Here is a 22,165-nt window from a genome sequence, read left to right on the forward strand (position 1 = left end):
ATGAACGATTTCCTGGCATTGCCTGCGCGCGAGCTGGCGGCGCGCATGGCGCGGCGCGAACTCAGCGTGGAGGCACTGGTACGCGCGTATATCGAGCGCATCGAAGCCGCCGAGGCGGGCATTCTGGCCTGGCAGCATTTCGATGCGGCGCAAGCGTTGGAGCAGGCACGGTGGCTGGATGCCGGGCCTGCGAGGGGCGCGTTGCATGGTTTGCCCATCGGCGTGAAGGACCTGATGGACACCGCCGACATGCCGACCACCTACGGCTCGCCGATCTACGCGGGGCATCGGCCCGGCATGGATGCTGCCTGCGTGGCGATGGCGCGCGCTGCGGGTGCCATGGTGATGGGCAAGACCGTGACCACCGAGTTCGCGACCTTCCAGCCGGGACCGACGCGCAACCCGCGCGCCCCTGCCGATGCGCCGCGCACGCCGGGCGGATCGTCCAGCGGGTCGGCGGCGGCGGTGGCCGCGGGCATGGTGCCCATTGCCTTCGGCACGCAGACCGCCGGGTCCATCATCCGCCCCGCAGCCTATTGCGGCGTGGTGGGCTACAAGCCAACCTACGGCACGCTGCCGTCGGCCGGCATCAAGTCCCTCGCGCCCAGCCTGGATACCGTGGGCGTGCTGGCGCGCTCGGTCGACGATGCGGCGTTCTTTATCGGGGCGTTGGCGCGCTTGCCGCTCACGCCGCAGGAGACCGGGCAGGCGCGGCCATTGCGCGTTGGCATTTGCCGCACGCCGCACTGGGAGCGTGCGGGGGATGACAGCCGGCGCGCGCTCGATGCAGCCGCGCGCTTGCTCGAGGGCCAGGGCGCCGTGTTGAGCGACCTGATGCTACCCGCTGAGTTCGACGAACTGACGCAGGCCCAGATCGACATCATGGCCTACGAAGCCGCCGCCGCCTTCGCGCCGGAAATGCGCGCGCGGCCGGATGGTTTCAGCAGCGGCTTTGCTACGTTGCTGGCGGCAGGCCGGGGCATCGACGGCAGCCGCTTCTTTGCCGCGCAAGCGCTTGCCAGTTCCGCGCGCGGGGCCTTCGAACAGAGGTTCGGCGCCGTCGACATCGTCCTGGCACCAAGCGCGCAGGGCGAGGCCCCCGCCGGCCTGGACGCCACGGGCGATCCCATTTTCAACCGCATGTGGACGCTCCTTGGCAATCCCTGCGTCCATGTGCCCACCGGCACGGGTGCGCATGGCATGCCGGTGGGCGTGACGCTGATCGGCCCGCACCGGGGCGATGCGCGCGTGCTGGCGGCGGCGCATGTCCTTGAGCGCAGCGTGGCTTGATGTGACGCGATGTGACGTGATGTGACAGACCCGAATCCCAGGAGAATCGATTGACTCAACAAGAGCAACTGGCGCAGCACGCGGCAGAACAGGCGCAGGACCATGTCAACAACGGCCGCTTGCAGGCAGCCATCGCAGGGCTGGCTGCTTTCGGCGGACGCGACGATGGCGGCGTCTCGCGTGAAACGCTGACCGATATCGATCTTGCCGCGCGGCGCTACCTGATCGAGCAGGCGCGCGCGCTGGGTTGCGAGGTGAGCACGGACGATTGCGCCAACCTGTTCTTCCGCCGCCCGGGCAAAGCCGATCTTCCGCCCGTGCTGACCGGCAGCCATGCCGACACGCAGCCGGTCGGCGGCAAGCTGGATGGCGCCTACGGCGTGCTGGCCGGCCTGGAAGTCATTGCCGCCCTGAACGACGCCGGTATCGAAACGCTGCGCCCGATCGAAGTGGTGGCATGGACCAACGAGGAAGGCAGCCGATTCGGCCCCGGCGCGATGGGGTCGAGCGCGTTTGTGGATCCGGCCTGCCTGCCGGCGTATCGCGCGTCGGTGGACGGCGCCAACGTCCGCTTTGGCGATGCGCTGGACGCGGCGCTTGCCGCCACGGATGATGTGCCGCGCCGCCCGATGCAACGGCCCATGTCGGCCTGCGTGGAGTTGCACATCGAACAGGGCCCGGTGCTGGAGCGCGCAGCGGTACCGCTGGGCGTGGTCACCGGCATCCAGAGCGTGCGGTGGTACCGCGTGGAATGCACCGGCATGATGGCGCATGCGGGCACCACGCCCATGGACGAGCGTAGCGATGCCATGGCCACCGCGGTCGGCATTGCCCACCCGTTGTACGCCTACGCCTACGCCGCCGCCGAGGCCGCCAGCCAGATGCGCCTGACGCTGGGCCGCTGGCAGGTCGGCCCCAACTCCGTCAACACGATTCCCGGCAAGGTAGAATTCACGATCGATGTGCGCTGCGTGGATGAGGCGGTGCTGGAGCGTTTCGAGGCAAAGCTGGATGCCGTGATCGCGCAGGCTCGGCCGCGCCAGGGCGGTATCACGTACGAATGCTTTTTCCGCCGCCCGCCCACGCACTTCCCCGCAGCCATGCTGAACCTGATCGAGCGGGCTTGTGCGCGGGCCAGCGAGCAGGCATCGCAGGGCAAGCCGCTGCACCTGACGTCCGGCGCGTTCCACGATGCCATGTACCTGGCGCAGCATTGCCCAACGGCCATGATCTTTGTGCCCAGCAAAGGCGGGATCAGCCATAACGCAGCAGAGGAAACCGCGCCGCACGAGCTGTTCCTTGGTGCGCAGGCGCTGGCCTATACGGTGGCCGCGCTCGCAAACCAATAGCCCCCAATGGCCCCAATAGCCCGGGTTCTTCATCTTCAACTTGTCTTGCACGGAACGTGATTTGAAAGCCAAAAGCGCCCTGGCGGTTGACCAGAACGATCCAAAAGATCAAAGCGACCCGAACCTCCAGAACGACAAGAAGACGCCCGCCGCCAGCCTGGGCGTGCGGCTGCGCCATGCGCGCCTGGTGTCCGGCTACACGTTGCTGCAGCTGGCGCAGAAGGCCGGCTGCTCGGAAAGCCTGATCTCCAAGCTGGAGCGCGGCCTCGCCTCCCCGTCGCTCGCCATGCTCCACCGGCTCGCGGTGGCGCTGGACACCAATATCGCCGCGCTGACGAGCGAGGACAACCCAAGCGAAAGCCCGATCAAGCGCCAGGGCGAGCGCCCGGTCATCAAGGCCGGCGGCATCGCGCTGGAGCGCCTGGTGCTGGCCAAGCGCGGCGGCTTGCTGCAGGCCAACATCCACATTGTGTCGCCGGGCGAAGCCAGCGATGGGCAGATCGAGCACGTCGGCGAGGAAGTCGGCTATGTGCTCGAAGGCACGCTTGAGCTGACGCTGGGCGATACGAGCTACACGATTGGCGTGGGCGATGCTTTCACGTTCCCGAGCAGCGTGCCGCACGGCTACCGAAACGTCGGCACGGGCGTGGCGCGGGTGTTGTGGGTCAATTCGCCGGCAACGTTCTGACTGCCTTCGTACAGGTATTTCCTCACGCACACGCCTCAAGCTGGCGAGTCACGTTGACGGCGCCTGCTGAGCCTGCTGTAATAACTGTTGTTAACAGTTAGGAGCGCCAACATGCCAACCAGCGTTGCCCTTGGCAGTCACTTCGAGACCTTCATCCGTGAACAGGTGCAAAGCGGACGCTTCAATAATCTCAGCGAGGTGGTGCGCGCAGGCCTGCGATTGCTTGAGCAGCAGGAACAGCGCAACCAGTTGGAACTGGAAGCGTTGCGGGCGGAGATCGCTGCGGGTAGATCGAGTGGCGCGCCTAAGCCTGCTGAAGAAGTCTTTGCCAGGCTCGAGGCCAAGTATCGGTCCTCTGACAAAAGCAAACATCGCTGATGCGGCTCACGATCACGCCGCTGGCCGAGCAGGATCTGGAAGCCATTGCCGATTACATTGCAGCGGACAACATTGAGCGTGCGCTGACTTTCACCGTGGAGCTGCGCGAGCAATGCCGACGGATCGCCAGCAATGCTCGGGGATATCGCCGCCGCGCCGAGCTGGGTAGTGATATCCGCTCCTGCTCTTACGGCAACTACGTGATCTTTTTCGCGGCCGGCCGTGACGAAGTGACTGTTATCCGTGTCCTGCACGGCGCCCGCGATTTCCCGACAATCTTTGATTCCGGCGAACCAGAGGTGTAGCTTGCCCGGGCCGATCCCGCCCCGCCCCCACCCTTGACACCCCCCAACCCCCCATGTTCCAATCCGCCCACATTCTGATTTGGGTCGACGCCCAAGCCAACCTGCCTTCCCGGGCAAGGTGGATCGCGAAAGCGGATGTGGCTCCTTGCGGAGCAACCAAACGGGCCATGCGTCGACCCTCCTTGCACGGAGGGTTTTTTGTTTTCTGCCTCAGTCACAGTCATTGATCGCGATATCACACGCAGCCGCTTCCAGGGCTGCCTGCTCGGCGGCGCTGTGGGCGACGCACTGGGCGCTCCCGTAGAGTTCCTGTCGCTAGCGGAGATCCGCGAGCGCTTCGGCAAAGACGGCATCACCGGCTACGCCCCCGCCTACGGCGGCATCGGCACCATCACCGATGACACGCAGATGACGCTGTTCACGGCGGAGGGCTTGCTGCGGGCATGGGTGCGCGGCGCAAGCCGGGGCATCGGCAGTGTTCCTTGCGTGGTCTCGCGCGCTTATCTGCGCTGGTTGCTGACGCAGGGGATCCAGCCTGCGTTCCATCGCGACGTGCTGTCGGACAAGCCGGGATGGCTGTACCAGCAGGCGGCGCTGCACAGCCGGCGCGCGCCGGGAAACACTTGTTTGTCGGCGCTGGAGGCCATGCTCAAGCCGGGAGAGCCCGCGCGCAACGACAGCAAGGGCTGCGGCGGCGTGATGCGTGTGGCGCCGGCCGGCCTGTTTGTGTGGCGGCGGCCCGTGCAGCGATCCCCTCAGGATGCCTTTGACCTGGGAGCGGAGCTGGCCGCGCTTACCCATGGACATCCAAGCGGATCGCTGACGGGCGGCGTCCTGGCCGTGTTGATCCGCGAGCTGGCCGACGGTGCGGCGTTGCCCGCTGCTTTGTCGACCGCCAAGGCGTGCCTGTCCGCACAGCCGGATCACGAGGAGACGCTGCTGGCCATCATCCACGCGCAGGCGCTGGCTGTCTCTGGCGTGGCGCATGATGACGCTATTGCGCGGCTGGGTGAGGGGTGGGTGGCGGAGGAGGCGTTGGCGATCTCCGTCTACTGCGCGCTGGTCGCGCGTGATTTCCGTCATGGTGTTGTGCTGGCGGTGAACCATGATGGCGACTCGGATTCGACTGGCGCCATCACGGGCAATCTGCTGGGCACGCTGCTTGGCGTGGAGGCGATCCCGCCGGAGTGGCTGGCGCCTTTGGAGCTGCGTGAAGTGATCACCGAGCTTGCTGACGACCTGAGCGTGTTCCCTGAGTGGGACGTGGGCATCGATTCGGCGGACGGGGAACTGGTTCAGCGGATCTGGACGAAGTATCCTGGGCTTTGAATTATTGGGTGCTTCGGTTTTCTCTTCTCCGATGAAATGGGAGTGGGGCCGGGGGAAAGGGCGGGCGATTGCGCAACGTGATGCGCCTCGCTCTTGCGAATGCCCGCCCTCTCCCCCAACCCCTCTCCCGCACGCGGGAGAGGGGAGCACGACAACGCAGAGCCGACTAGCCCAGCGAGGAATCGACCAACGCCGAAGTCCCATGAACCAACTTTAAATCGCCGATCCCATGAATCATGAAGAAGAACTCAGGGTCGCAAAGCGTAAGGCATTGGCTTTGCTGCTTTTCGCGTTTGCCGTCTTCGTGGCCACCATCCTCCTGCCGCGCGTGCCGCTGACGGATGGCGTGCGGGCGGCGGCGGAGGCGGCGCTGGTTGGCGGGCTGGCGGACTGGTTTGCCGTGGCGGCGCTGTTCCGGCGGATTCCGTTGCCGGGCTTTGCACGCCACACCAACATCATCATCCGCAAGCGGGACGATATTGCGGATGGCCTTGCGGTGTTCGTGAAGGAGAAGTTCCTGGATGTGCAGTCCGTGGTCGCGCTGATCGAGCGGCACAATCCGGCGCTGGTGGTCACCCAGTGGCTGGATTCCGCCGCCAACGCGCGGCAGATCGGCGACATGGTGGTGACGTTCGCAAGCGGCATGCTGGATGTGATGGACGAGCGGAACATCCAGTCGCTGTTGAAGCGGGCGGTGGATACGATGATCGACAAGGTCGATCTGTCGGAGTCCGCGGCGACGATTCTCGATAGCCTGACCAAGAACGATCGGCACCAGGCGCTGCTTGATGAGACCATCGCGCAGTTGATCGCCTTGCTCAACGAGCCTTCCGCGCGCGCCTTTATCTCGGAGCGGATCGTGGAGTGGCTGAAGAGCGATCACCCGATGAAGGAGCGGCTTCTTCCCACCGAGTGGATCGGGAGCAATGGCGCGGACCTGATTTCCGAGGCGCTGAGCCGCGTTCTGACCCAGATTGAAGAGGATGCCAATCATGAACTGCGCAAGCGCTTCGATGCAGCCGTGCAGCGCCTGATCGCGCGGCTGAAGCACGATGCGTCGTTCCACGCCAAGGCCGAGGAACTGAAAGCGCACCTGAAGCAGGATGGGGCGCTGAATGCCTACATCGGCGGGCTTTGGGCCGAGTGGCGCGATTGGCTGAAGCGCGACCTGGCGTGCGAGGATTCCGCCACGCACCGGAAGGTGGTGGCGGCGGGCCAATGGATCGGCGCCGAGCTGGCGCGCAATGAGTCCCTGCGCGCGTCGCTGAACGATCACCTGCGCGAGGCGGCTCGCAACATGGCGCCGGACTTCGCGGAGTTCATCACGCGGCATATCAGCAACACCATCCGCAGCTGGGATGCGCGCGACATGTCGCGGCAGATCGAGCTGAACGTGGGCAAGGACCTGCAGTACATCCGCATGAACGGCACCATCGTGGGCGGGCTGATTGGCGCAGCGCTCTACCTGCTGGCGCAATTTCCCGCCTTCCTGGGGCGTTAGGGAACCCCGGCTCCCGAACGTCATGGTCATGCCGATCGCAGAGCCAAAGCGTGGTTCAATACGCGCAGTACCGATTCCTGCGCTGACCCATCATGACCCTGATCGACATCAAGAACCTCCAGCAAGCCGCCGCCGCATTTGGCGAGGCGCGCGGCTGGGGCAAATATCACAGTCCCAAGAACCTCGCCATGGCCCTCAGCGTGGAAGTGGCCGAGCTGGTCGAGATCTTCCAGTGGAAGACCGAGGGCGAAGCGCGCGAGATCATGTCCACCGACGAGCGCGAGCATGTGGAGCAAGAGCTGGCGGATATCACGATCTACTTGTCACAGTTGCTGAACGCGCTGAATGTGGACCTGGATGCAGCGGTGAAGGCCAAGATGGAAATGAACGCGCTGAAGTATCCGGCGAAGACGGGTGGCGCGGCTTGAGATAGCGAAGCGCCTAAGGCAAGGGCGCCGCCCTTTGGGGCTACGGCGTTTCTTCTGAACGATGGAGGGGGAGGCCAGCGGCTGCTAGCCTCCCCCGCTTCGTTCAGAACGCGTACAGGCGTGCTGGATTTTCCACCAGGACCTGCTGCCTGAACCTAGCCGTGGGAAGCCAGTCCCGGAGGGAACGCGCGAGCGTTCCCTCCGGCAGCGTGCGGTAGGCACTGACATCGTGCGCGGCCTTGCCCGGTTCACGCGCGGTGTGTGGCCAGTCGCTGCCCCACAGCACGTGCCGGGGCGCAGCCCGAAGGAAAGCCGCAGCCCAGGTGCGGGCTGCGTCGTCTCCCTGCATGCCTGCGCAGGCGAGCCGGTACGGTGCGGAAAGCTTGATGTATGCATTGCCGGAGCGCAGCAGCGCCTGCAAGGCGCTCGCGCGCGCGTCGTCATGGGCCAGCGTGGCCGGCACCATGGCGAAATGGTCCAGGCCAGCCTGGTAAGCGTCTCGCTGGTCGAGCCGGAGATTTTTCGCACCATAGGCATAACAAGGCGTCGCGGGCGGCCACTGACTCCGGCCGCGCAAGCCTTCCACGATATATTGGTCGCCTCCCATGGGCAGCCTACCCATCAGGGAGCTCGCAAGAAGAGGGAAGGGGCCACGGGGGCAGGTTTGCAAAAATGACTGCAAATTTATAGAATGCATGCAATGAAAGCATTGCTATGAGGTGAAGTATGCCAGTCATTACCGTTCGCAACGTACCCGACGAAGTGCATCGCGCGCTGCGGGTGCGCGCAGCGATGCATGGACGCAGCACCGAGGCGGAAATCCGTGACATTCTCGAGCAGGCCGTGCATCCAGAGGGGCGCGTCAAGCTGGGTTCGCTACTGGCCGAAATCGGCCGAGAGGTCGGCGGCGTCGATCTCGAGATCGAGCGCGACAAGATCGCGACTGAGCCGCTGAGCTTCGAATGATCCTGCTCGATACCAATGTCGTATCCGAGCCGCTGAGGGCGGTCGGCGATCCGTCGGTGCTAACGTGGATCGATGCGCAGAATATTGAAACGCTCTACCTGGCGGCGATCAGTCTGGCGGAGTTGCGTTTCGGTATCGCCGCGATGCCGGCGGGCAAGCGTAGGGAGATCCTGCAAACGAGCCTGGAACGGCGCGTTTTGCCATTGTTTGCAGGCCGAATCCTGTCATTCGACGCCGCGGCATCGAGTGCCTATGCGGAAATCCGCGCGCGAGCAAGGGCCCAGGGCATGGCGATCGCGACCGCAGACGGGTATATCGCTGCCACGGCTGCCGCCAATGGCCTGACTGTGGCGACGCGGGATACCGCCCCATTTGAGGCGGCTGGCCTTGAGATAATTAATCCCTGGGCCAACGCTTAAGTCCGCAGCAGCCCCCATCCCAATGCTGGCCGGCAATTCCGGCCACTTCCATGCTGGAGCACTCGCACCGCCATGAAGATCCTGATCGCCAGACTGAACCACGAAACCAATACCTTCTCGCCGGTGCCGACGCCGCTGTCGTCGTTCCATCCGCACTATGGGGAGCAGGCGTATCGGGCCAGCAAGAACACGCGCACGGCAATTGGTGCCTTTATCGATCTGGCGGAGGCGGCGGGTGCCGAGTTCGTGGTGCCGGTCTCGGCTGGCGCTAACCCGAGCGGCCGCGTTGCGGCGCAGGCCTATACCGCGCTATGCGATGCCATCGTCGACGCGGCGCCCGGCTGCGACGCGGTGATGCTGGACCTGCACGGCGCCATGGTGGCGGAGAACAGCGACGACGGCGAGGGCGACCTGCTCGAGCGGCTGCGCGCAGTGCTGCCCGACGTGCCGATCGCCATCGCGCTCGACCTGCACGGCAATGTCACGCAGAAGATGATCGAGCATGCCGACATCGCGGTCAGCTTCAAGACCTACCCGCACGTGGACATGTACGAAACCGGCGAGCATGCCGGCCGCCTGCTGATGCGCATGCTCGAGCAAAAGACGCGGCCCGCGCTGGCCTGGCGGCGCCTGCCGATGGTCACGCACACGCTGCGCAGCAATACGGGCGAAGGCGCGATGCAGCGCGCGGTGGCGGCGGCCAGGCAGGCCGAGGCCGATGGCATGCTGGCGGTGTCGGTGCTGGCCGGCTTCGGGCTGGCGGATATCGCGGCGCCCTGCCTGAGCGTGCTGGTGGTGGCCGACGGCGACCAGGCCGCGGCGCAGGCGGCAGCCGACAAGCTTGCCGCGCAGATCTGGGCGGAGCGCGCGGGCTTTGTCTATGAGAGCGAGCCGCTGGCTGAATCGATTGCGCGCGCCGGGCAACTGGCCGCGCAAACCGGCAACGGGCCGGTGCTGCTGCTGGACCATGGCGACAACTGCATGTCGGGCGGCACCTGCGACGATATGCAGGTCCTGCGCGAGGCCTTGCGGCAAGGCTTGGCCGGCATCGCGGTGGGGCCGGTGTGCGACCCGCAGGCCGTGGCTGCGATGATCGAGGCCGGCGTGGATGCCACCGTGACCTTGCCGGTGGGCAACAAGGTGCCGCTGACCCAGCTGGGCATCTACCCCGCGCCGCTGACGCTGACCGGCCGGGTGGCCGCCATCAGCAACGGCGAATACGTGATCAGCGGCCCCACCTACACCGGCGAGCGCATCCGCATGGGCCGCACGGCGCTGCTCGATATCGGCGCGGCGCAGGTGGTGGTGACCGAGACGCCGCAGGAGCACTGGGACCTGGGCATCTTCACGCATATCGGCGTGGATCCGCTGGCGCAGCGCTTCCTGCTGCTGAAGTCGCGCATGTATTGCCGGCCCGTGTTCGTGCCAATCGCGAAAGCGGTGGTGGAGTGCGATGGCGGCGGCGTGACGAGCTCGCGTTATGCGCAGTTCCCGTTTCAGCGATTGGCGCGGCCGGTGTATCCGCTGGAGGCGGACGTTGCCTTGCCCGCGTAGCCAGCTGCCCGACCCGCTCACGCGATATACGAAACCTCGGGCAGCGCGAACGTTTCGCGCACCAGTTCCGCGCGCCGGGTCACTTTCTCGCAGGATAGTTCGAGGTGGTCGCGCAGCAGGTCGGCGGCCTTGCGCGGCGCGCCATCGGCGGCGGCCTGCAGCACGGCGATGTGCTCGGACATGAACGGGTCCGCTTCGGGCATCGGCGTGGAGACGCCCAGCACGTGCTTGCTTAGCGTAAGGATGCAGCGCGTGCGCTGCAGGCTGCTGAGCAATTCCTTGTTGGGGCACTGCGAGAGCAGCTGCACGTGCAGGTCGTGCTCCAGGTTGTCCATGGCGGTGCGGCTGACCTTGGGGTAGACGCGCTGCACCTTGTGCAGGTCGCCGATCATCCGCTCGATCTCGGCCCGGTCGGCGTGGCCGATGGCGGCGCGCAGCGCGGCGGGTTCCACCAATGAGCGCAGTTCGTAGAGATCATGGATGCGCTTGGCGTCCAGCGGCGTGATGACCCAGCGCAGGCGCTCGTCTTTTTCCAGGATGCCCAGGCTTTCCAGGCGCAGCAATACATCGCGCACCACGGTCCGGCCCACGTTGAAGTGGCGGGCCAGTTCGATCTCGTTGACGCGATAGCGGCCGAACACCGACAGGTGCACCAGGTCGCGCTCCACTTCGTCGTAGATCACCTCCCAGCCCAGCGTCTTGCGCGCGACATCCGGCTCGCGGTCCACGCCCAGCATGGCGGGGTCCAGCGGGATGCGCCGGGGCGTGGTGCCCGCGGGCCCGGCCACGAAGCCGCGCCCTTCGAAGCGGCTGACCACGCCATCGGCTTCCAGCTCGCGCAGGGCCTGGCGCACCGGCGAGCGGGTGGAGCGCAGGATCTCGGCCACATGGCCTTCCAGCAATACCGTGCCCTGCTCCAGCGAGCCTTCCACGATGGCCTTGCGCAGCAGCTCGACGATGACGGCGTAGATCGGCGCGTGCCGTTGCGCTTCGTCGGCTTCCTGCATGAGTGCGAAGGGGGCGGTGCGCTTGTCTTGTCGCGCGGCCGTCGATGGACTCGGCACGTTGTCTCCGGATCGGTTGGCGGGTTTGGGTGGTGTTGGGTATTTCGTCAGGTACTTCGTCAGGTACTTCGTCGGGTGCGTCGCTCGTGGCGTCGGCATGGCGCCAAGTATCGGGCGGCGCATGAACGCGTGAACGCATGAACATATGATACACGGGTATCTCCATATATTGACGTTTGTCGGCAATAGTCATATATTTCGATCCATGCCGGCGCAAGGCCGCATCGAGACGAGAACAAAACACCGAGACAGGGTGGCGGCCAAGCCGGCGCTGCCCATAAAAGAGCGATAGGGCGCATCCCCGATGGACTACCAGTTCGATTTCAGCTTCCTGTCCGCCAACTGGCGCGAACTGCTCGACGGGGCATGGCTGACCCTGCGCATGTCTGTTGCGACCATCGTGCTTGGCTTTGTGCTGGGAACGGCGCTGGCGGTGGTGCGCACGCAAGGCCCGGCCTGGGCGCGTCGCTGCGTCACGGGCTATGTGGATGTGATTCGCAATACGCCGCTGGTGATCCAGGCGTTCTGGCTGTTCTTCGGGCTGGCGGCGGTGCATGTGCGCGTGCCGGCGATGGCGGCGGCGGTGCTGGCGCTGGTGGTCAACGTATCGGCCTACACCACGGAGATCGTGCGCGCGGGCATCGAGTCGGTGCCGCGCGGCCAGTTGGAGGCCGCATCGTGCCTGGGGCTGTCGCGCTGGCAGGTGCTGCGCCTGGTGGTGCTGCCGCAGGCGGTGGAGCGCATGTACCCGGCGCTGATCAGCCAGTTCGTGCTGATGATGCTGGCCACTTCCATCATGTCGCAGATCTCGGCGGAAGAGCTCACTGCGGTGGGCTACCGCATCCAGTCGGAGACGTTCCGCGGCTTTGAGATCTACATCGTCATTGCCGTGGTGTACCTGGTGCTGTCGTGGCTGTTGCGGCTGTCGATGGCGGGCGTGGGTGCCATCGCTTTCACGCGCCGCCGGCGCCTGAAGACGGCGCTCTGATTCCGCACGCTTCCTCTTTTCCCTTCTTCTACTTTCCTACTTCCTTTCGACGCGGAGCCAAGCATCATGTCCAGCCTTTCCCTGGATCAAGTCTTGTTCATCCTGCGCGGCGCCGGCTGGACGCTGTTGCTGTCAGCCATGGGCTTTGTCGGCGGCGCGCTGGTGGGCCTGCCGCTGGCACTGGCGCGCAGCCGCGGCGGCCGCGTGCTGCGCATGGTCACCGGCGCCTTCGTGCAGCTGGTGCAGGGCGTGCCGCTGCCGGTGATCATGTTCGTGGTGTATTTCGGCATCAGCGTGGGCGGCTTCGACCTGCCCGCGCTGGTGGCCGCCGGCATCGCCATGACGGCGTATTCCAGCGCCTACCTGGCCGAGATCTGGAAGGGCTGCATCCAGGCCGTGCCGCGCACGCAGTGGGAGGCGGCCGAGTGCCTGGCGCTCACACCGCTGCAGCGCGTGGCGCACGTGATCCTGCCGCAGGCCGCGCGCATCGCGGTGGCGCCCACGGTGAGCTTCCTGGTGCAGATCGTGAAGAACTCCTCGTACGCGGTGGTGATCGGCTTCTTCGACCTGACCTATTCGGCACGGGTGGTGAACAACTCCACCTTTGAGCCCTTCGTGGTGTTTTCCATCGCGGCGGTGCTTTATTTCGCGATCTGCTATCCGCTGTCGACGCTGTCGTACAAGCTGGAGCGCCGCTTCAAGCGGGTTTGAATGCGGGTTTGAATGTGGCTGTGAGAGCGGACCCGAATCAGCGGGAAACACAAGACATCATGGAGACAAGCATGGAAGACATCGTCCGCTTCGACAAGGTGAGCAAATCCTTCGGGCAGGTGGAGATCCTCAAGGGCGTGAGTTTCTCGGTGCGCGCCGGCGAGGTGGTGGCGCTGATCGGCCGCAGCGGCTCGGGCAAGAGCACGGCCCTGCGCTGCATCAACGGCCTGGAGCGCGTGAACGGCGGCGCGTTGCACGTGTGCGGCCGCGCCATGCACGAAGACAACGTGCCGCTGGGCGAGCTGCGCAAGGAAGTGGGCATCGTGTTCCAGAGCTACAACCTGTTCCCGCACCTCACCGTGGAAGAAAACGTCATGCTGGCGCCGCGCAAGGTCAAGGGCGTTGGCAGGAAGGAAGCGCGCGAGCTGGCCATGCACGTGCTCAAGCAGGTTGGCATGGAGGAGCGCGCCGGCTATTACCCGGAGCAATTGTCCGGCGGCCAGCAGCAGCGCGTGGCGATTGCGCGCTCGCTGGCGATGCGGCCGCGCCTGATGCTGTTCGATGAAGTCACCTCGGCGCTGGATCCCGAGCTGACCGGCGAGGTGCTCAAGGTGATCGAGCGGCTGGCCGAAGACGGCATGACCATGGTGCTGGTCACGCACGAGATGGCGTTCGCGCGCTCGGTGGCGGACCAGATCATGTTCATGCACCAGGGCATCGTCTGGGAAGGCGGCAGCGGCAAGCTGCTGGATGAACCTTCGACGCCGGAGCTCAAGCAGTTCGTCGGCAACGGCCTTTGATTTCCCGCTAGCCGGCACGACTCAACCTACACACACACGGAGACACCCCATGCACCTCAACCGCCGCCTGCTCGGCTCGCTCGCCGCCCTGCTGCTCGTTGGCGCATCTGCCAGCGCCTGGTCCGACACGCTCGACACCATCAAGCAACGCAAGAAGATCCTGGTCGCCGTGGATATCGGTGCGCCGCCCTACGGCATGCTCGACAGCCAGGCAAAACAAAGCGGCTCCGATGTGGAGACCGCCCGGCTGCTGGCCAAGGACCTCGGCGTGGAACTGGAGATCGTGCCGGTGACCGGACCGAACCGCGTGCCCTTCCTGCTGACCAAGAAAGCGGACGTGGTGCTGGCCTCGTTCTCGGTCACCGACGAGCGCAAGAACGTGATCGACTTCTCCGATCCCTATGGCGTGATCCCGGTGGTGGTGGGCGGGCCCGCGAAGGCCAGCCTCAAAAGCTTTGCCGATTTGTCCGGCAAGACCATCGCGGTCACGCGCGGCACCACCAGCGACCAGGAACTGAGCCGCGGCGCCAAGGAAGTGCCGGGCGTGAACATCGTGCGCTACGAGGACGACGCCACGACCAACACCGCCGTCTCCACCGGCCAGCAGGACTATCTCGCCGCCGCCATCAGCGTGATTCCCGCGGTGAAGAAGAGCAATCCCACGCGCGACCTGGAAACCAAGTTCGTGATGAAGGCCTATCCCTATGCGATCGGCCTGCGCAAGGGCGACACCGCGCTGAAGGCGTGGCTCGACAACTGGGTCAAGGCCAACCTGAAGAACGGCAAGATCAACAGCATCTACAAGCAGTACTTCGGCATCGCGCTGCCGGACGAAATGATCAAGTAAAGCCCGCACGAACCGGCAGGGCGACCATTCAACCGCGAGAAACCACCCCATGAGCACAGACAGCATTGTCGCCGCCCCCGCGCAGCTTCCCCGCACGCCGCGCACCATCCGGCTGCATCCCGATGACGACGTGGTCATTGCCCGCGACCAGATGGTGGCCGGCACGCCGGTCGCCGACGAAGGCGTGACCGTGATCGGCCTGGTCCCGCCCGGCCACAAGATCGCCACCCGCGCGATCGCCAGTGGCGAAGCGGTGCGGCGCTACGGCCAGATCATCGGCTTTGCCAGCCAGGACATCCGCGCCGGCCAGCACGTGCATACGCACAACCTGGCCATGGGCGATTTCACGCGGGACTATGCGTTCAGCGCAGAGGCCCGCGCGGTGCAACCGGTGGCGCAGCCGGCCACGTTCGATGGCATCAAACGCGCCGACGGCGGCGTGGCCACGCGCAACTACATCGGCATCCTGACCTCGGTGAACTGCTCGGCCACGGTGGCGCGTGCCATCGCGGATTATTTTCGCCGGGACATCCATCCGGAGGCGCTGGCCGCCTATCCCAATGTGGATGGCGTGGTGGCGCTCACGCACGGCGTGGGCTGCGCGGTCGATCCGCAGGGCGAGGGGCTGGCGGTGCTGCAACGCACGCTGGGCGGCTATGCCTGCCATCCCAACTTTGCCAGCGTGCTGGTGATCGGCCTGGGCTGTGAGACCAACCAGATCTCCGCGCTGCTGGCGACACAGGGGCTCACGCACAGCGACCGGCTGCAGACCTTCACCATCCAGGACACCGGCGGTACCACCAAGACCATTGCCCACGGCATCGAGCTGGTCAAGGCGATGCTGCCGAAGGCCAACGCGGTGGAGCGCCAGCCGGTGCCGGCGCACCATCTGGTGGTGGGCCTGCAATGCGGTGGCTCGGATGGCTACTCGGGCATTTCGGCCAACCCGGTGCTGGGCGCGGCGGTGGATTTGCTGGTGCGCAATGGCGGCACCGCGATCCTCTCCGAGACGCCGGAGATCTACGGCGCCGAGCACTTGCTGACGCGCCGCGCGCAAACACCGGAAATCGGCCAGAAGCTGGTGGCGCGCATCCGCTGGTGGGAGGCCTATTGCGAGCGCCACGGCGCCAGCATGGACAACAACCCCTCCGCCGGCAACAAGGCGGGCGGCCTGACCACGGTGCTGGAAAAATCGCTGGGCGGCATCGCCAAAGGCGGCTCCACCAATCTCGCCGAAGTGTACGAGTACGCGCAGCCGGTGCGCGTGCGCGGCCTGGTCTTCATGGATACGCCGGGCTACGACCCGATCTCCGCCACCGGCCAGGTGGCGGGCGGCGCCAACCTGATCTGCTTCACCACCGGGCGCGGCTCGGCCTACGGCTGCGCGCCCTCGCCCTCGGTCAAGCTCGCCACCAACACGGCGCTATGGCAGCGCCAGTCGGACGACATGGACCTGAACTGCGGCACGGTACTGGACGGCAGCGCCACCATCGCCGAACTGGGTGCGGCGTTGTTCCAGCTGATGCTGGACACGGCCTCCGGCAAACGCTCGCGCAGCGAGCTCCATGGCTACGGGCAGAATGAGTTCGTGCCCTGGCAGCTGGGGGCGATTACCTGAACGTGGATGGTTGCCCGGGCGTGCCCCGGGCAACAGCCGGCGCGCCGTGCGATCCCGGTTGCCGGCGTGGCGGACCGGCTCGGTCGCCATGTGCCTGGCCTGCTCAGACCGTTCTACGCCCGCCGTTTGCGGCCGCGCGCCGCGCGGTCTTCGAGGCCGGCTTGCCCGCGTCGGGCACCGGCTCATCAAACGCATCGGCCGCCAGCAGCACGCCGGCTGAGACGATGTACTCCGCCGCGCTTTCGATATCTCCCTGCAGCGCGGCCCGTGCCGCAACGCCATCCCTGCGCTTGAGCGCCGCAACCAGCCGCGCGTGATGATTGACCGCTACCTGCTCGCCCACGCGGCGGGAGCCGGAGCGCAGATCGTGATTCAGGATCGGGCCGATACGCAGCCACAGCGCTTCAATCATCTGCAGCAGGATCGGCATGCCGGCGCTCTTGTAGACGGCGAAATGCAGTTCCTTGTTGACGGAGATCAGCTTTGAGCTGTCCGGCCTGGACCGTGCCATCTCTTCCGCGAAGCGGTCATGGAGGGCGGTGACCTGCACGATCGCGGCGTCGCTCAGGTGCTCGGCCGCCTGCTCTGTCGCCAGTCCTTCCAGATTGACCCGGATACTTGTGATCTCCCGGAACTGGCTCACGCTCATGATCGGCACGCGCAACGCGCGGTTCGGCGTCAGTTCCAGTGCCTGCTCCGCCACCAGGCGATGCACCGCTTCGCGCACCGGCATCACGCTCACACCCAGCGCAGCGGCAGTGCTGCGCAGCGAGATTTGTTCGCCGGGCATCATGTGGCCGCTGATCAACAATTCGCGCAATTGCGCATAGACGTCTCCACTCAACGTCTGGCGCTTCAAAGGGGTCACAAGTTCGGGTAGGGACATGCGGAAATCATAGCACTTCATAGCACATAGGGTATTCCCTATTTGAGATCTGTGATCACAGATATAACATGGCGGCCATGGAGGCAAATCGCCTCATGCATGGAGCTGACCAATATGTGGAATGACAACTCTCTCGCGGGCAAGCGAGTCCTGGTGACCGCTGGCGCCGACGGCATTGGCCTGGAAATCACCCGCGCCTTTGCGCAGGCGGGCGCCAACGTGCTTGTGTGCGATGTCCAGGGCGCCAGCCTGGAGCGCCTCGCGGCCGAGCTGCCGGCGGTGCATGGATGCCGGGCTGATGTGTCAAGCGAGGCCGACGTGGCCGCCATGTTCGAGACCGTCGATCGCACGCTCGGCGGCCTCGACATCCTCGTGAACAACGCCGGCGTGGCGGGCCCCACTGGTGGCGTCGAGACCCTGGCCCTGGCCGATTGGGAGCGCACCCTCGCGGTCAATATCACCGGTCAGTTCCTGTGCGCCCGCCTGGCCGTGCCGCGCCTGCGCCAGGGAAAGAGCCCCGCCATCGTCAACCTGTCATCGGCTGCCGGCCACCTCGGCATGCCCGGGCGTTCGGTCTACTCGGCGTCCAAATGGGCGGTCATCGGATTCACCAAATCGCTGGCACTGGAACTCGGCGCCGACGGCATCCGCGTGAATGCCATCCTGCCCGGCGCGGTCGATGGCCCGCGCATCCGCGCGGTCATCGCGGCAAAAGCCGAGGCGCTGGGCAAGCCCCTGGAAGACGTCACGCGGGCCTACACGTCGCAAGCCGCGCTCGGGCGCATGGTGACGGCGCGCGACATCGCCAACATGGTGCTGTTCGCGTCCAGCGACCTGGCCGCCAACGTCACCGGCCAGGAGCTGGCGGTCGATGGCCTGACGCAAGCGCTTAGCTGACCTCACCTCCACCAACCGATTTCACACGGAGCCCGCCATGGCCGCCCGATCCAAAGCCATCATCACCTGCGCCCCCACCGGCGCGATCCACACCCCCAGCATGTCGCCGCACCTGCCGGTGACCGCCGACGAAATCGCCACCGCCGCCATCGATGCGGCCAAGGCCGGCGCGGCCATCCTGCACCTGCACGCGCGCGATCCGAAGGACGGCCGGCCGTCGCAGGACCCGGCGCTGTTCCGGCCGTTCCTGTCGAAGATCAAGGCGGCCACGAATGCCGTGATCAACATCACCACCGGCGGCAGTCCGCACATGACCGTGGAGGAGCGCATGCTCCCCGCCACGACGTTCAAGCCGGAACTGGCCTCGCTGAACATGGGCTCGATGAACTTCGGCCTGTTCCCGATGCTGGATCGCTTCAAGGAGTTCGCGCACGAGTGGGAGCGCGAGCATCTGGAGAACAGCCGCAACCTGATCTTCAAGAATACCTTCAGCGATATCGAGAACATCTTGAAGATCGGCAACGCCAACGGCACGCGCTTCGAGTTCGAGTGCTACGACATCAGCCACCTGAACAACCTGAAGCATTTCCTGGACCGAGGCCTGGTCAAGGCGCCGGTGTTCGTGCAGTCGGTCTTCGGCATCCTGGGCGGCATCGGTGGCGATCCGGAAGACCTGATGCATATGCATCGGACCGCGAACCGGCTGTTCGGCGACCAGTACCGCTGGTCGATCCTCGGCGCCGGCCGCAACCAGATCCCGCTGGCCACCATCGGCGCGGCGATGGGCGCCAACGTGCGCGTCGGCCTGGAGGATTCGCTGTGGATCGGCCCGGGCCGGCTGGCGGCATCGAGCGCCGAGCAAGTGCTGCGTATCCGCAGCGTGCTTGAGGCGTTGAACATCGATGTCGCGACGCCCGACGAGGCTCGCGAGATCCTCGGTCTGAAGGGCGCGGCGAACGTGGCCTTTTAAAGGCCCGCGCTGCGAGCGCAGGCACGCAAGACAACATGCGCACGCCGGAGGCCTTGATGCCTCCGGAACATAAAACAGATACCGCCGACAGGAGATCCAGGCCATGTCCACCACTTATGTGCAAACCGCGCGAGAAGCGCCGCTAGCCGATCAGCGCTCGTTGAATGCGCTGTTGTTCAGGAAGCTGATGCCGCTCCTGGTGATGGCCTACGTGATCAGCTTTCTCGATCGCACCAATATCGCGCTGGCAAAGAGCCATATCGCGGTCGACCTGGGCATCTCCGCGGCGGCCTATGGACTGGGTGCGGGCCTGTTCTTTCTCAGCTACGCGCTGCTGGAGGTCCCCAGCAACCTGATCATGCACAAGGTGGGGGCGCGCTTCTGGATCACGCGCATCATGATCACCTGGGGCTTGCTGTCCGCGGGCATGGCCTTTGTCAGCGGCGAGACCTCGTTCTATGTCATGCGCCTGTTGCTGGGCGCGGCGGAAGCGGGACTGTTCCCCGGTGTGATGCTTTACCTGACCTACTGGTTCGGCCGCAAGGAGCGGGCGCGCGCGACGGGATACTTCCTGCTGGGCGTGTGTATTGCCAACATCCTTAGCGGGCCGCTCGGCGGCGCGCTGCTGCAGATGGACGGCGTGCTGGGATGGCGGGGCTGGCAATGGATGTTCGTGCTGGAAGGCCTGCCGGCGGTGGCGTTTGCCTTCGTCGTGTGGAAGAAGTTGCCGGACGGCCCCGCCAGCGCATCCTGGCTGTCGCCAGAGGAAGCCCGCGAGGTGGAGCGCCGGCTGGCGGCGGAGCAAGCCGAGGAAGCGGCTGCCGGACACGTCGGCCACTCGTTCCGGGGCTGCCTGGCCGATCGCCAGATCTGGCTCGCGATCTTTGTGTACTTCTGCCACCAGATCAGCATTTACACAGTCATCTTCTTCCTGCCGGGCATCATCGGCACCTATGGCAAGCTGTCGCCGCTGCAAATCGGCCTGCTCAACTCCCTGCCATGGATCGCGGCGGCCATCGGCGCCGCGGCGCTCCCGCGCTTCGCCAGCAACCCGCAGCGTTGCCGCCGCATGCTGATTGCGGGGCTTGCCGTGATGTCGGCCGGCCTGCTGCTCGCGGCCTATGCCGGCCCGGTGGTCGCCATGGTGGGCTTCAGCCTGACGGCATCGATGTTCTTCGTGGTGCAGTCGGTCATCTTCCTTTTTCCGTCGTCGCGTCTTGCTGGCGTGGCGCTGGCGGGCGGGCTCGCGCTGGTCAACACCTGTGGGCTGGTCGGCGGATTTATCGGCCCGTCGGTGATGGGCGTGATCGAGCAGACCACGGGCAGTACGAAGAATGGCCTGCTGATCATTGCGGGGATGCTGGTCCTTGCCGCGCTCGCAAGTACTCGGCTGCGCCAAGGGCAGGAAGGGAAATCCGCCTGACCGGTGGCAAGCGATGCTGCCACGGGCCATGCCTCGGCGCAGCATCGCTGCCCGCTTGCCACAACAGCGGCTGATGGCGCATGTCAGCGCTGCGCCCGCCTTGGTGACGATCAGCGAGTCGTCCCAATATCGCCGCCCAGCCATAGCCTTCCCGCACATCCGCCGCCCGATCTTTCATTATTCCGGCATGTCCAGCCTCCCTACGCTGGGCTCCAGCAAACACTGACCTGGCACCCCGCCGGCGTCCAGAAATAAAACAGGAGACGGGGCTAGCCGGCAGGTGCATTCGTGCGACGCAACCGTATGGATACGCCGAGCCTGCCTCGCCGCGAGGAGCGCATGCCATGTCCGACGCATCGACGCTGGATGTCGAACGCTATATCGACGAAGCCGGTTTTACCCCCTTCCACTAGCTGCTGCTGTTGCTGTGCTTCCTGGTGATTCTTCTCGATGGCTACGACATGGCGGCGATTGCTTATGTGGCGCCGGCGCTGCTCGAAGAATGGAGGCTGCAGAAGGCGCAGCTCGGGCCGGCCATGAGCGCGGCGCTGTTCGGGCTGGCTTTTGGCGCATTGCTGGCGGGGCCGCTGGCCGACCGGATCGGGCGCAAGCCGGCAGTGGTGGTGTCGGCGCTGTTCTTTGGCGCGGGCAGCCTGGCGACGGCGTGGGCGTTTTCCATCGGCTCGCTGACGGCGCTGCGTTTCGCCACCGGGCTGGGCCTGGACGCGGCGATGTCGAACGCGATTACCTTGCTCGCCGAATATTGCCCCAGCCAGCGCCGCACCATGGCGGTGAGCGCGATGCTGTGCGGCTTTCCGCTAGGCGCGGGTGCGGGCGGGTTCTGCGCGGGCTTTCTGATTCCGGAGTTTGGCTGGCGCTCGGTGCTGCTGGCGGGCGGCGTGGCGCCGCTGCTGCTGTGTGTGCTGCTGGCGTGGCTGATGCCGGAATCGGTGCGCTACATGGTGCTCAAGGGGCAGTCCAGCGAGCGCGTGTGCGCGGTGCTGGCGCGTATCCGGCGCGAGCCGCTGGGGCACGTGCAGCGTTTTGTGATTGGCGAGAAGGCTGCGGGCGGGCGCTCCGCCGTGATGGCGATCGTGACCCGCCCTTACCGGCTCGGCACGCTGTTGCTGTGGTTTTGCTGCTTCATGAGCATGCTGGTGTTCTACATGATCGTGAACTGGATGCCCTTGCTGCTGAAGGAAGCGGGCGACGCGCGCCGCCTGCACGTTTGCGGGAGTTCGGCCGGCGCACCTGGCCGCCATGCTGCTGGCGGACGGCTGGCAGCATGCGTTGGCGTTGCCGCGCGACGTCATCAAGGGCATGGTGGGGCTGAGCGGTCTCTACGATATTCGGCCTTTGTGCGCAACGGATGTGAATGACTGGCTGCGGCTGGACGAGACGCAGGCTGCCGCGCTGAACCCTGCTTTATTGCTGCCGCAAACTGGCCCGCAGCTGCTGTTGGCGGTGGGCGAACTGGAGACGCAGGCCTTCGTCCACCAGACGTTGCATTGCCACGCCGCGTGCGCGGCGCGCGAGCTGCCGGTCCGGCTGGTGCCGGCGCCAGGCTTGAGCCACTTCAATATCGTCAACGAACTGGCCCGCGCCCACAGCCTGCTCTTTCGCGAGACGCTGGCGCAGATATTGTCCTGAAGGAAAATGGCCGGGTTCTCCACGCCGTAGCGCATCCGTCCTGGTCAAAACACACAAGCGTACGCCTACTACCCGCAATATTTCCTGCATCGTGCTCCAGGCGG

At 65.7% G+C, this 22,165-nt stretch carries 24 protein-coding genes and 1 riboswitch; of the genes, 21 read left to right on the plus strand and 3 right to left on the minus strand.

Translation table 11 applies throughout. The annotated features are described in order from the left end of the window. From ACGLHR_RS16280 to ACGLHR_RS16315, 8 genes are all read left to right on the plus strand, one after another. Complete coding sequence (locus ACGLHR_RS16280; protein ID WP_400095174.1) at window positions 1-1,290, plus strand: amidase; 1,290 nt, start codon at window positions 1-3, stop codon at window positions 1,288-1,290. A gap of 50 nt (window positions 1,291-1,340) precedes the next feature. Further along, window positions 1,341-2,639: a M20 family metallo-hydrolase gene (locus ACGLHR_RS16285; protein ID WP_400095176.1), complete on the plus strand. Its 1,299-nt coding sequence runs from the start codon at window positions 1,341-1,343 to the stop codon at window positions 2,637-2,639. A 157-nt stretch (window positions 2,640-2,796) separates the two neighbouring features. Then, on the plus strand, window positions 2,797-3,327 hold the full coding sequence (locus ACGLHR_RS16290; RefSeq protein WP_267606546.1) for a helix-turn-helix domain-containing protein: 531 nt from the start codon (window positions 2,797-2,799) through the stop codon (window positions 3,325-3,327). A gap of 111 nt (window positions 3,328-3,438) precedes the next feature. Further along, window positions 3,439-3,705 carry a type II toxin-antitoxin system ParD family antitoxin gene (locus ACGLHR_RS16295; protein ID WP_400095177.1) on the plus strand — a complete coding sequence of 89 codons (267 nt, stop codon included), beginning with the start codon at window positions 3,439-3,441 and terminating at the stop codon, window positions 3,703-3,705. After that, the gene (locus ACGLHR_RS16300; protein WP_400095178.1) at window positions 3,705-4,010 is read left to right on the plus strand and encodes a type II toxin-antitoxin system RelE/ParE family toxin; all 306 of its coding nucleotides are present in this window, start codon (window positions 3,705-3,707) and stop codon (window positions 4,008-4,010) included. The genes ACGLHR_RS16295 and ACGLHR_RS16300 overlap by 1 nt, the downstream gene beginning before the upstream one ends. 64 nt (window positions 4,011-4,074) lie before the next feature. Beyond that, window positions 4,075-4,180, plus strand: a riboswitch (SAM-I-IV-variant riboswitch). A 28-nt stretch (window positions 4,181-4,208) separates the two neighbouring features. Beyond that, on the plus strand, window positions 4,209-5,339 hold the full coding sequence (locus tag ACGLHR_RS16305) for an ADP-ribosylglycohydrolase family protein (RefSeq protein ID WP_400095179.1): 1,131 nt from the start codon (window positions 4,209-4,211) through the stop codon (window positions 5,337-5,339). Between the two features lie 229 nt (window positions 5,340-5,568). Next, a complete protein-coding gene (locus ACGLHR_RS16310) occupies window positions 5,569-6,840 on the plus strand; it encodes a DUF445 domain-containing protein (RefSeq protein WP_400095180.1) in 1,272 nt (423 codons plus the stop codon). 92 nt (window positions 6,841-6,932) lie between these two features. Beyond that, window positions 6,933-7,268 carry a nucleotide pyrophosphohydrolase gene (locus ACGLHR_RS16315; protein WP_318231287.1) on the plus strand — a complete coding sequence of 112 codons (336 nt, stop codon included), beginning with the start codon at window positions 6,933-6,935 and terminating at the stop codon, window positions 7,266-7,268. 103 nt (window positions 7,269-7,371) lie between these two features. Here ACGLHR_RS16315 and ACGLHR_RS16320 read toward each other — a convergent pair whose 3' ends face one another. Continuing rightward, window positions 7,372-7,875: an amidohydrolase family protein gene (locus ACGLHR_RS16320; RefSeq protein ID WP_400095181.1), complete on the minus strand. Its 504-nt coding sequence runs from the start codon at window positions 7,873-7,875 to the stop codon at window positions 7,372-7,374. 119 nt (window positions 7,876-7,994) lie between these two features. On the opposite strand from ACGLHR_RS16320, the gene ACGLHR_RS16325 reads away from it, so the two are divergent. The 3 genes from ACGLHR_RS16325 to ACGLHR_RS16335 all read left to right on the plus strand — a co-directional run bounded on the left by ACGLHR_RS16325 (window position 7,995) and on the right by ACGLHR_RS16335 (window position 10,207). Continuing rightward, window positions 7,995-8,234 carry a FitA-like ribbon-helix-helix domain-containing protein gene (locus ACGLHR_RS16325; protein WP_267604950.1) on the plus strand — a complete coding sequence of 80 codons (240 nt, stop codon included), beginning with the start codon at window positions 7,995-7,997 and terminating at the stop codon, window positions 8,232-8,234. After that, window positions 8,231-8,653: a type II toxin-antitoxin system VapC family toxin gene (locus ACGLHR_RS16330; RefSeq protein WP_400095183.1), complete on the plus strand. Its 423-nt coding sequence runs from the start codon at window positions 8,231-8,233 to the stop codon at window positions 8,651-8,653. Before ACGLHR_RS16325 ends, ACGLHR_RS16330 begins: the two co-directional genes overlap by 4 nt. 72 nt (window positions 8,654-8,725) lie before the next feature. After that, window positions 8,726-10,207: a M81 family metallopeptidase gene (locus ACGLHR_RS16335; RefSeq protein WP_400095185.1), complete on the plus strand. Its 1,482-nt coding sequence runs from the start codon at window positions 8,726-8,728 to the stop codon at window positions 10,205-10,207. A gap of 17 nt (window positions 10,208-10,224) precedes the next feature. On the opposite strand, the gene ACGLHR_RS16340 is transcribed toward ACGLHR_RS16335, so the two are convergent. After that, complete coding sequence (locus ACGLHR_RS16340) at window positions 10,225-11,271, minus strand: GntR family transcriptional regulator (RefSeq protein WP_400095187.1); 1,047 nt, start codon at window positions 11,269-11,271, stop codon at window positions 10,225-10,227. Window positions 11,272-11,575: 304 nt separating this feature from the next. On the opposite strand from ACGLHR_RS16340, the gene ACGLHR_RS16345 reads away from it, so the two are divergent. From ACGLHR_RS16345 to ACGLHR_RS16365, 5 genes are all read left to right on the plus strand, one after another. Then, complete coding sequence (locus ACGLHR_RS16345) at window positions 11,576-12,259, plus strand: amino acid ABC transporter permease (protein ID WP_267604954.1); 684 nt, start codon at window positions 11,576-11,578, stop codon at window positions 12,257-12,259. Between the two features lie 66 nt (window positions 12,260-12,325). Further along, entirely contained in the window at window positions 12,326-12,970 is a 645-nt protein-coding gene (locus ACGLHR_RS16350) for an amino acid ABC transporter permease (RefSeq protein WP_400095189.1), read from the plus strand. A 71-nt stretch (window positions 12,971-13,041) separates the two neighbouring features. After that, window positions 13,042-13,770 carry an amino acid ABC transporter ATP-binding protein gene (locus tag ACGLHR_RS16355; protein WP_400095190.1) on the plus strand — a complete coding sequence of 243 codons (729 nt, stop codon included), beginning with the start codon at window positions 13,042-13,044 and terminating at the stop codon, window positions 13,768-13,770. A gap of 49 nt (window positions 13,771-13,819) precedes the next feature. Continuing rightward, window positions 13,820-14,617 (plus strand): transporter substrate-binding domain-containing protein, encoded by a 798-nt coding sequence (locus tag ACGLHR_RS16360; protein WP_400095192.1) that lies wholly within the window; start codon window positions 13,820-13,822, stop codon window positions 14,615-14,617. A 49-nt stretch (window positions 14,618-14,666) separates the two neighbouring features. Next, window positions 14,667-16,235, plus strand: a complete 1,569-nt coding sequence (locus ACGLHR_RS16365; protein WP_400095194.1) for a UxaA family hydrolase — start codon at window positions 14,667-14,669, stop codon at window positions 16,233-16,235. A gap of 103 nt (window positions 16,236-16,338) precedes the next feature. On the opposite strand, the gene ACGLHR_RS16370 is transcribed toward ACGLHR_RS16365, so the two are convergent. Next, complete coding sequence (locus ACGLHR_RS16370; protein ID WP_400095196.1) at window positions 16,339-17,121, minus strand: GntR family transcriptional regulator; 783 nt, start codon at window positions 17,119-17,121, stop codon at window positions 16,339-16,341. A 114-nt stretch (window positions 17,122-17,235) separates the two neighbouring features. On the opposite strand from ACGLHR_RS16370, the gene ACGLHR_RS16375 reads away from it, so the two are divergent. The 5 genes from ACGLHR_RS16375 to ACGLHR_RS16395 all read left to right on the plus strand — a co-directional run bounded on the left by ACGLHR_RS16375 (window position 17,236) and on the right by ACGLHR_RS16395 (window position 22,061). Then, entirely contained in the window at window positions 17,236-18,018 is a 783-nt protein-coding gene (locus ACGLHR_RS16375) for an SDR family oxidoreductase (protein WP_400095197.1), read from the plus strand. Window positions 18,019-18,055: 37 nt separating this feature from the next. After that, window positions 18,056-18,988, plus strand: a complete 933-nt coding sequence (locus ACGLHR_RS16380; protein ID WP_400095199.1) for a 3-keto-5-aminohexanoate cleavage protein — start codon at window positions 18,056-18,058, stop codon at window positions 18,986-18,988. Between the two features lie 103 nt (window positions 18,989-19,091). Beyond that, on the plus strand, window positions 19,092-20,411 hold the full coding sequence (locus ACGLHR_RS16385) for an MFS transporter (RefSeq protein ID WP_400095201.1): 1,320 nt from the start codon (window positions 19,092-19,094) through the stop codon (window positions 20,409-20,411). Between the two features lie 422 nt (window positions 20,412-20,833). Next, window positions 20,834-21,790: an MFS transporter gene (locus ACGLHR_RS16390; protein WP_400095202.1), complete on the plus strand. Its 957-nt coding sequence runs from the start codon at window positions 20,834-20,836 to the stop codon at window positions 21,788-21,790. Then, the gene (locus ACGLHR_RS16395; protein WP_400095204.1) at window positions 21,783-22,061 is read left to right on the plus strand and encodes a hypothetical protein; all 279 of its coding nucleotides are present in this window, start codon (window positions 21,783-21,785) and stop codon (window positions 22,059-22,061) included. The genes ACGLHR_RS16390 and ACGLHR_RS16395 overlap by 8 nt, the downstream gene beginning before the upstream one ends. Window positions 22,062-22,165 lie beyond the last annotated feature (104 nt).

It is taken from the genome of Cupriavidus sp. CuC1, assembly GCF_044627735.1.
In the GTDB taxonomy this organism is placed as follows: Bacteria; Pseudomonadota; Gammaproteobacteria; order Burkholderiales; family Burkholderiaceae; genus Cupriavidus; species Cupriavidus ulmosensis.

Coding starts and splice junctions, on each gene's coding strand:
- ACGLHR_RS16280 (WP_400095174.1), top strand. CDS start 1: ATGAACGATTTCCTGGCATTGCCTGCGCGCGAGCTGGCGGCGCGCATG.
- ACGLHR_RS16380 (WP_400095199.1), top strand. CDS start 18,056: ATGGCCGCCCGATCCAAAGCCATCATCACCTGCGCCCCCACCGGCGCG.
- ACGLHR_RS16300 (WP_400095178.1), top strand. CDS start 3,705: ATGCGGCTCACGATCACGCCGCTGGCCGAGCAGGATCTGGAAGCCATT.
- ACGLHR_RS16295 (WP_400095177.1), top strand. CDS start 3,439: ATGCCAACCAGCGTTGCCCTTGGCAGTCACTTCGAGACCTTCATCCGT.
- ACGLHR_RS16375 (WP_400095197.1), top strand. CDS start 17,236: ATGTGGAATGACAACTCTCTCGCGGGCAAGCGAGTCCTGGTGACCGCT.
- ACGLHR_RS16370 (WP_400095196.1), bottom strand. CDS start 17,121: ATGTCCCTACCCGAACTTGTGACCCCTTTGAAGCGCCAGACGTTGAGT.
- ACGLHR_RS16365 (WP_400095194.1), top strand. CDS start 14,667: ATGAGCACAGACAGCATTGTCGCCGCCCCCGCGCAGCTTCCCCGCACG.
- ACGLHR_RS16310 (WP_400095180.1), top strand. CDS start 5,569: ATGAATCATGAAGAAGAACTCAGGGTCGCAAAGCGTAAGGCATTGGCT.
- ACGLHR_RS16355 (WP_400095190.1), top strand. CDS start 13,042: ATGGAAGACATCGTCCGCTTCGACAAGGTGAGCAAATCCTTCGGGCAG.
- ACGLHR_RS16385 (WP_400095201.1), top strand. CDS start 19,092: ATGTCCACCACTTATGTGCAAACCGCGCGAGAAGCGCCGCTAGCCGAT.
- ACGLHR_RS16350 (WP_400095189.1), top strand. CDS start 12,326: ATGTCCAGCCTTTCCCTGGATCAAGTCTTGTTCATCCTGCGCGGCGCC.
- ACGLHR_RS16320 (WP_400095181.1), bottom strand. CDS start 7,875: ATGGGAGGCGACCAATATATCGTGGAAGGCTTGCGCGGCCGGAGTCAG.
- ACGLHR_RS16330 (WP_400095183.1), top strand. CDS start 8,231: ATGATCCTGCTCGATACCAATGTCGTATCCGAGCCGCTGAGGGCGGTC.
- ACGLHR_RS16360 (WP_400095192.1), top strand. CDS start 13,820: ATGCACCTCAACCGCCGCCTGCTCGGCTCGCTCGCCGCCCTGCTGCTC.
- ACGLHR_RS16315 (WP_318231287.1), top strand. CDS start 6,933: ATGACCCTGATCGACATCAAGAACCTCCAGCAAGCCGCCGCCGCATTT.
- ACGLHR_RS16345 (WP_267604954.1), top strand. CDS start 11,576: ATGGACTACCAGTTCGATTTCAGCTTCCTGTCCGCCAACTGGCGCGAA.
- ACGLHR_RS16325 (WP_267604950.1), top strand. CDS start 7,995: ATGCCAGTCATTACCGTTCGCAACGTACCCGACGAAGTGCATCGCGCG.
- ACGLHR_RS16335 (WP_400095185.1), top strand. CDS start 8,726: ATGAAGATCCTGATCGCCAGACTGAACCACGAAACCAATACCTTCTCG.